Source organism: Pseudoalteromonas sp. G5_S1_54_S4 (assembly GCF_054968565.1).
Genome location: NZ_JBQKUL010000085.1, coordinates 1 through 6,307, shown reverse-complemented (window position 1 = coordinate 6,307; position 6,307 = coordinate 1). Strand labels below are relative to the sequence as shown.

Here is a 6,307-nt window from a genome sequence, read left to right as displayed (position 1 = left end):
ATGCATAGGTAGCATTAATATTGGTATGTGGGTTTAATTGCGCGCTTACGTAATTTCATTCTCTAACTTTCCGTGTGCAATTAGGTTTCGTATTTTTTTTACTTCACGTAATAAGCCTTGAAACTCTCCCCAGATTGGCACTTGTTTTAGATCGTCCGTAGCAAATGATTCTTTCGCAACAATTTTAACTTTTAAATCTAGTGCTAAGTGCTCTAGTGCATCATGAAGTTCTGTATGAATCTTCAGCTGAATTACATCAAGTTTACTGCGAATAATTGCTTCCATTGCGGAAAAGTACGTAAAAAAAGCCATTTTTATATTATTTTCAGATTCTAATAAATATGCGTCAATAGCCAATTCTTTGTAGAGGCTTAAATTTACATAATCGCTTTTTAATAAGCCTGTTATGCAGATATCTGCTTCGGCATCCATGTCAATATCAGAGTAATCTCCCTGTAGGATACCTCTCAAAGTTACTTTTCTTTGACGTTCATTTACCTCTTCAATCTCATAGCTTAAACCTCGTTCGTCTCCTAAATCAGTATGTAAATCACCATCGATAACAAAGCCGTAATCCTCTAGGTTAGCATTCATAATGAACGAATAATCTGTCGATAAATCAATATCATCTTCTAGAAAGTATTCTTTAAGTGAGAATCTATCATGTCGAATAAGATCAGGGTCTGGATAGGTATTGATCGTTACCCTTTCTGAGTGCTCACCTATTTCCTCAATTAAATCTAAATGCAAAATAGAACCGTCAGATATTCCTTGAATAATTTTTTGCATGCCTAACCTCTGGATAGCTCTAACAGCGTATTACCGAGAATTCCCGTTAACACTCAATGTGTCAATTTCCAGAATTATCAAAATACGATTTTTATTAATTTAATTATTAATAACTTACACATAGCCTAAAGGAATTACAATTGTTTAGACTCTCCTATAACCGTGAATTTACTTATTCGAGAACGGGTAAAATTACATTACGAGAATACGCATAAAAAATAGCTTTAAAATTAGCAACTTAAATGTTTATGAAAATTTTAACGAGAAGCTAATTATATTACATAACGAGAATTGATTATTTATTCATTAACACGTTGAATGCCTGCTTCGCTCAAAGCTGCCATTAGAGGATTTACGTTAACTCATTTTGGGGCAAAAATGTGCCAGCTCAGAGCCGAATGACAGCTCTGTGCCATTTTCGGTCTTTCGACCGCAATATTACATCTTAAAACTAATTGCGACTACAGATGTTCACCATCTCATTTTTGATTAAACTTATCGTTGAGTATTATTTTCCCTGCTGAGAATACCAATAGTTTTTATACGCCAAACTTCCCCACAATACATGGGCCAATGCAATTTCTGAAGTATCATGATTAACATCTATTGGTGATAGTGTGTTGAGTTCATAATTATATTGAAAGTTCAAAGGTGCTTTACTTGGCTGAAGGATGGTTACTTCATCATTAACCATATAAGCAAAATTCTCTGCATACTGCATCATAGCTCTATTAGAAGCCGTTGGATCTGTTAGGTCTTGACCTAACATTGGTGAAATATTCTCTATACCCATTAATGACAAAAGTGTTGGTGCTAAATCGATTTGACTGACTATTCGTTGATCTAAAGTGGGTCCTTTACCTGAGTTTAGAATCACACCCGGAATGTGGAAATTGTTAATGGGAACAAGATCTTTGCCCATTGCTCTCGCATCATGGTCGGCAACAACGAGGAATATAGTATTTTCCCAATAGTCTTGCGCTTTTGCTTTTGCAATAAATTGTCCTAAGGCATAGTCTGCATATTGTATGGCTTTATGGCGCAGTAATTCTTTGTCATCATATTGTTGTAATTGTTCAGCAGTGTATTGAATTGGTGAAACAATACCGTCAGGTATTTCAAATGGATCATGGTTACTTGACGTAAATATGAAACTAAAAAATGGTTTTCCTTCGTTATGAAGCTTAGTTAATTCAATATCAGCTTGATTAAACAAATCACCATCGCTTGCCCCCCAAGACGCTACAAATTGTGGGTTTTCAATATCATTAAAGTCAACAATGTCAGTAAAGCCGTTTCCTAGAAAGAAGCTTTTCATGTTGTCGAAATGACTTTCTCCACCATAAATGAATTGAGCCTCATAACCATTTTCTTTGAGCAGAGATGCAATAGTAAAGAAGTCCTTTTGCGATTTATCTAACTTAACAACTGCCCTAGAGGGCGTTGGAGTAAAGCCAGTTATAACTGCTTCAATACCTCTAACGGAGCGAGTGCCTGTTGCGTACAATCGTTTAAATGCCCAGCCTTTTTGATTTAATTTATCAATTTCAGGTGTTAGCGGGATTCCACCAAGAGATGATACATATTGGGCACCTAAGCTTTCTTCTAAGATTATTACCAAGTTTTTTGGTTGTCCCTTAAAGCTCGGAGAGCGTTTACTTAAAGTGGGTAAGTTATCGTTTTTGAAGCTGTCTAAAGGTTGTTTTGACTCCTGACGAACTAGCTCAATAACTCGATCATCTTCCATCTTGCCATACAACTTAGCTGCATTTTTTTCATCACCGAATTGATTAAGCGCATAAGCAACACTGTAGGTCGAATTTAATGTAAGTGAATTAACTAGTGGGTCAGTGGAAAAGTACACTAAGGCAGGATTGATTGGTCTGTGGCCTAATGTCCCTCGTGCAGATAAAGCAATTATTACAAAAAGCATCAAACAAGAAACCAGCCTACTTCCGATTGCTGCGTTATCTTCTTTTACTTTGTTAGAGACTACGTGATCAGTAAACTGCCATATTTTTTTAACAGGAAATAGCAATAGAGCAAACACTATCAATATTGTTATCAAATGACCATTCACCAGCATTTTAGACACTTCATCAGGATAAGCTAGATATTCAATAAATAGCCTGTTTGGTCTAAAGCCGTATTCATTGATAAATGCGGGAGTTGCTAATTCAAAAAACAATATGCCCATAAAGCAGATCAGAAACCAAATTCGCAAAACTAATGACCAATATTCTTGAAATCTAGTTTTTGACACCCAAGGGTGCAATAACGCCGGGATGGCGCATAAGTAACCTACGCTACTTAAGTCTATACGAAAGCCATTTGTGATTAGGCTCCATATACTATTTAAGTCATTAAATCTATCTAATTGCCAGATAGCCAACCCTGTTCGTACTAAGGTTAGGAATAGCATGACAGAAACAGAGAATAGTAGGAATGGTCTGATAAAGCTGTAGATAGAAGTAAACATCGCAATTCTTTTTAGTGAATAACACGATGTTTACTGTATTAGGTTAAACTTAAGAATTGCTTAATTAAAACTGATAATTAGACATTAATGTTGTTTTAAAGCAGGTCGTTGAGGTAGAAGTATGATCAAAACTACTATTACAAACAGTAGTGTCGCGGTAGCTGAATATCTACTCAATTCCAAACCACCGTGCGCAACAGGCTTGTCTAAAAAGTCACCAACAACCGCGCCTAAGGGACGAGTCAAAACAAATGCAAGCCAAAATAACATTGTTCTAGATACTTTAGTGAACATATATAGGGTTAATACAATTCCTAAGCCTGTACTGAAAATATATGCAGCTCCAATATAACCCAATCCAGCAGTATCAGCAGTCCAGTCTCCCAGTGCAGTCCCAAGTGTTTGAGAAAACATAATGGTTAACCAGTAAAACGATTCAGCTTTAGGGTTGTCAATAGAAGAAACACTGATACTTCCAATTGTTCTATACCAAATAGCCAATGTAATAATTAAGAGAGTAGCTAATAGAGTTGAACCTCCTAAATACCCAATTCCCAACGATCTATCGGCAAAATCAGCAAGTGTTGTCCCCACTGTCGTTGATGCAATAATAGTGATCCAATAAATAAACGGGCTAAATTTTGTAGATTTTACTTGCATAATAACAGCAGCAATAAAAAAGGACATAAAGATTACAGTTCCAACTAAATAGCCCAAATTCATTGACATTGAAACAGCATCACCACCTGTTTCACCTAACGTAGTCGCGAGTATTTTTATTATCCAAAACCCTATTGTTAATTGAGGTACTTTTATCAGAGCATCGTTAAATTGTTTGTTCATATAAAATTCCTCTATGTGAGTATGTCATTAAAAAAGAACTACCAACCAAATACATATAGCAATCACTATACTCACTAATACTGCGGCAGACCCTAAATCTTTCGCTAAACCTGACAGTGGGTGTATTTCGAAACCAATACGGTCAACGACTGCCTCTATTGCAGTATTTACTATCTCGGTAAACATAATGAACAGTACCGCAATGATAAGTATGAGTTGCTCTTTCAGTGTAATATTGAACAAGAAAGTTACGGGGATCGACAATATGAGCAACAGTAACTCTTGTCTGAATGCGGCTTCATTCCTTAGGAGCCATTTGAACGCTCTAGTTGAATTTAATGTTGCGAGATAAACTCGATTAAAACCTTTAGGCTTGTTTTCACTATCAAACACGGATTAGTTTACTCCTTGAGAAATTGTTGGTGACTTTGCATTTGCTACGGAAACACCATTAGTACAATGATTAAAAGGGTTGTTTTTAGGTTGATAAACTTTTGACTTTACTTGCATTTCAGCAAGTAAAATATCGAATACGTTGTCATGAGATATAGGCTGTTCACTAATTTTATTTAAACAATCTAACTTGGCTTTGTGATGTAATTTATCCCCCCAATAAATCAATGGCACTTTTGTTTGTTCTTCTGGTGCAAATGCGTAAGGTAAACCATGTAAATACACGCCACTTTCGCCCAAAGATTCACCGTGATCAGAAACATAAATCATTGATGTTTTGATATTGTTCTCATTGCTCAATGCTGCAAGTTCTGTGATGATTTCTGACAAGACTAAATCAGTATAAGCAATAGTGTTGTTGTAGGTATTAACCAGTTCCTCTTGACTACAATTTTGGATATCACTACGTTGACAGTCAGGAGAAAATACTCGTTTATCTTTGGGGTAGCGTCGGTAGTAAGTTGGTCCATGAGAGCCGATCATATGAAGTACTATTAGTGTATTGTCGCTTTTCAATGAATGAAGTTTCTTTCTTAATTCGTCAACCAGAACTTCATCGAAACAGTACTCATCATCACATAATGGATTTTTACTATTAGTAGAAATCTGCTCCGTTTTTACCCTTGAGCAAACGCCTTTGCAGCTACCATTATTATTGCTGATCCAATACACTTCAGCTCCTGCCAAGTGAATTAAATCAACGGCATTTTGTTGTGCTACCGCCACTCTTTTCTCGTAGTTGTTTTTGTTTAACCTTGAAAACATACAAGGTACAGATACCGCGGTTGCTGTTCCACAGGAGGTAACATCTTTAAATGAAACAACGCCTAAGTCTTTAGTTAGGCTATTGGTCTGCTTTTCATAACCATTTAAAGAAAAATTTTGGGATCTTGCTGTTTCACCTAGCACTAAAACAGTAATACTTTTGTTACTATCATCATTTTTAATGGTTGGAGACGTGTCTAACAGGCTGAATTTTAACGGAGGATACAAATAGTTTTTTCGAACATATTTTACTGTTGAATCAATCAAGGCATATGGCGTTAGATAGCCCACTAAATCGCGATTATTTCGGCCAACAGATGCATAGTTTGAATAAAATACTATTGCAATTAGAAATATTACACCGACACTGCCGCTAAGTAATTTTATCCGTGCGAGCAATTCCCCGACAAAAGAACTATAGGTCAATTGAACGTTGGCAATAAGAAGTGAAGGTATTACTCCAAAAAATAGAAAGAACAATATTGCGGAGAAGTTAAAATAAGAAAATGCTTCAGCCGTATCCGTTTCAACTGTATTTTGGATCATGCCATAATCAAAAACTATACCGTATGTCACAGTGCTATAAAAAAGAACAGACGACAATAAAACCAATAAGATGAGTAGTGGTTTTGTTATCCATCGAAAGGATAAAAAGCATTGAACGAAAATAGACAATGCCAATAAAAAAACAGGGACAGACAGTAAGAAAAAAAGATTGTAAGATTCAAGGGCTGTAACCACTGTCGTTATTTTACTTAAAAATGGGAAATTCAAAACTAAAGTGATGTATACGCAGGTATAAATCACTAATTGATTAGTTGTGAGCTTAATTTGGTTTAAAAAATTGATAATTTTGTACACTTAACTTACCTTAGAAAGAATGTAATGCTTTTTCATAAAGACACCTCTTATGAGTATGGCTTTATGGTAATTTTGTTAACTTAAGATTTGCTTAGTTCAAACTGATAAATGGCAAAG

The 6,307-nt window shown here is 35.7% G+C and carries 5 protein-coding genes; all 5 read right to left on the bottom strand.

All coding sequences use genetic code 11. From position 1 onward, the window contains the following. Nucleotides 1-45: 45 nt before the first annotated feature. The 5 genes from ACTRWE_RS18625 to ACTRWE_RS18605 all read right to left on the bottom strand — a co-directional run bounded on the left by ACTRWE_RS18625 (nt 46) and on the right by ACTRWE_RS18605 (nt 6,190). Entirely contained in the window at nt 46-789 is a 744-nt protein-coding gene (locus tag ACTRWE_RS18625; RefSeq protein ID WP_462880469.1) for a hypothetical protein, read from the bottom strand. 508 nt (nt 790-1,297) lie between these two features. After that, nucleotides 1,298-3,268: an LTA synthase family protein gene (locus tag ACTRWE_RS18620; RefSeq protein WP_016899340.1), complete on the bottom strand. Its 1,971-nt coding sequence runs from the start codon at nt 3,266-3,268 to the stop codon at nt 1,298-1,300. A gap of 84 nt (nt 3,269-3,352) precedes the next feature. Beyond that, on the bottom strand, nt 3,353-4,111 hold the full coding sequence (locus ACTRWE_RS18615) for a COG4705 family protein (protein ID WP_010558013.1): 759 nt from the start codon (nt 4,109-4,111) through the stop codon (nt 3,353-3,355). Between the two features lie 27 nt (nt 4,112-4,138). Beyond that, nucleotides 4,139-4,504, bottom strand: a complete 366-nt coding sequence (locus tag ACTRWE_RS18610; RefSeq protein ID WP_010558014.1) for a diacylglycerol kinase — start codon at nt 4,502-4,504, stop codon at nt 4,139-4,141. 3 nt (nt 4,505-4,507) lie between these two features. Next, the gene (locus ACTRWE_RS18605; protein WP_016899341.1) at nt 4,508-6,190 is read right to left on the bottom strand and encodes a phosphoethanolamine transferase; all 1,683 of its coding nucleotides are present in this window, start codon (nt 6,188-6,190) and stop codon (nt 4,508-4,510) included. Nucleotides 6,191-6,307: the final 117 nt, after the last annotated feature.

Bases quoted from the DNA above. Each gene is read 5' to 3' on its own strand.
- ACTRWE_RS18625 (WP_462880469.1), bottom strand. From the start codon at position 789: ATGCAAAAAATTATTCAAGGAATATCTGACGGTTCTATTTTGCATTTA.
- ACTRWE_RS18620 (WP_016899340.1), bottom strand. From the start codon at position 3,268: ATGTTTACTTCTATCTACAGCTTTATCAGACCATTCCTACTATTCTCT.
- ACTRWE_RS18615 (WP_010558013.1), bottom strand. From the start codon at position 4,111: ATGAACAAACAATTTAACGATGCTCTGATAAAAGTACCTCAATTAACA.